Annotated in this window: 1 protein-coding gene; it reads left to right on the top strand. The window is 66.7% G+C overall.

Annotation, left to right across the window (positions count from 1 at the left end; all coding sequences use genetic code 11):
* Window positions 1-119 precede the first annotated feature (119 nt).
* The gene (locus ACQUSY_RS13345; protein ID WP_428904927.1) at window positions 120-1,367 is read left to right on the top strand and encodes an IS256 family transposase; all 1,248 of its coding nucleotides are present in this window, start codon (window positions 120-122) and stop codon (window positions 1,365-1,367) included.
* Window positions 1,368-1,417 lie beyond the last annotated feature (50 nt).

Below are 1,417 nucleotides of genomic sequence, written 5' to 3' on the forward strand. Positions count from 1 at the left end.
AGTAGTGCCCCTTAAGGTGGTGTAGCCCACGGTGGCCGGCTCGTCGCTTACGACGTAAGCGCGGTCACCGTGTGATCCTTCGAGAAGTCTCTAACCTCCACTCGAAAGGCATCATCACGATGACCGCACTTCATATTGTCGACCCTGCGAGCGTGCTCGCTGAAGCTTTGACCGACGCGTCGCCAGATCTGATGCGCAACCTGCTGCAAACCACGATCAACGCGCTGTTGTCCGCTGATGCGGACGCCGTCGCCGGCGCGGAATGGGGCACGCCGAGCCCGGACCGTGTCGCGCAACGCAACGGCTACCGGCACCGCGACCTCGATACCCGTGTGGGGACGATCGATGTCGCGATCCCGAAGCTCCGAGCGGGCACGTACTTCCCGGAGTGGCTGCTCGAGCGCCGCAAACGCGCCGAGACCGCGCTGATCACCGTCGTCGCCGACTGCTACCTCGCCGGAGTCTCGACGAGGCGGATGGACAAACTCGTGAAGACCCTCGGGATCCATTCCCTCTCGAAATCGCAGGTCTCGCGGATGGCCGCCGAGCTCGACGAGCACGTCGAGCAGTTCCGCCACCGGCCCTTGGGCGACGCGGGCCCGTTCACGTTCGTTGCCGCGGACGCGCTGACGATGAAGGTCCGTGAAGGCGGGCGCGTGATCAACGCCGTGGTGCTCGTCGCGACCGGCGTCAACGCCGACGGCCGCCGTGAAGTCCTCGGCCTGCGGGTCGCGACCAGCGAGACGGGAGCGGCCTGGAGCTCGTTCTTCGCCGACCTCGTCGCCCGCGGGCTCTCCGGAGTTCGTCTGGTCACCTCCGACGCTCATCACGGCCTCGTCGAAGCGATCGCGGCGAACCTGCCTGGCGCGGTCTGGCAGCGATGCCGCACCCACTACGCGGCGAACCTGATGTCCGTGACGCCGAAGGCCATGTGGCCGGCGGTCAAAGCGATGCTGCACTCCGTCTACGACCAGCCCGACGCTGCCGCGGTGAACGCCCAGTTCGACCGGCTCCTGGACTACGTTGACAGCAAGCTCCCCGACGCGCACGAGCACCTCGACACGGCGAGAGCGGACATCCTCGCCTTCACAGGGTTCCCCGAGGGCCTCTGGCAGCAGATCTGGTCCAACAACCCCAACGAGAGACTCAACCGCGAGATCCGCCGCCGCACCGACAGCGTCGGCATCTTCCCGAACAGGGACGCGATCATCCGCCTCGTCGGCGCCGTCCTCGCCGAGCAGACCGACGAATGGGCAGAAGGCCGCCGCTACCTCGGCCTCGACATCCTCGCCAAGTCCCGCCTCACCCTCATCCCCGACACCGGAACCGAGGAGGTGAGCGACCCCGTCCTCGAGCTCACCGCCTAACCAACACCCGAAGGATCACCAACGGCTACACCACGTACTGGGGCTTGACC

This window comes from Microbacterium daqui, assembly GCF_050408675.1.
In the GTDB taxonomy this organism is placed as follows: Bacteria; Actinomycetota; Actinomycetes; order Actinomycetales; family Microbacteriaceae; genus Microbacterium.

What these genes read in the sequence shown, in the direction of transcription:
- ACQUSY_RS13345 (WP_428904927.1), top strand. Translation starts at nt 120, where the DNA reads ATGACCGCACTTCATATTGTCGACCCTGCGAGCGTGCTCGCTGAAGCT.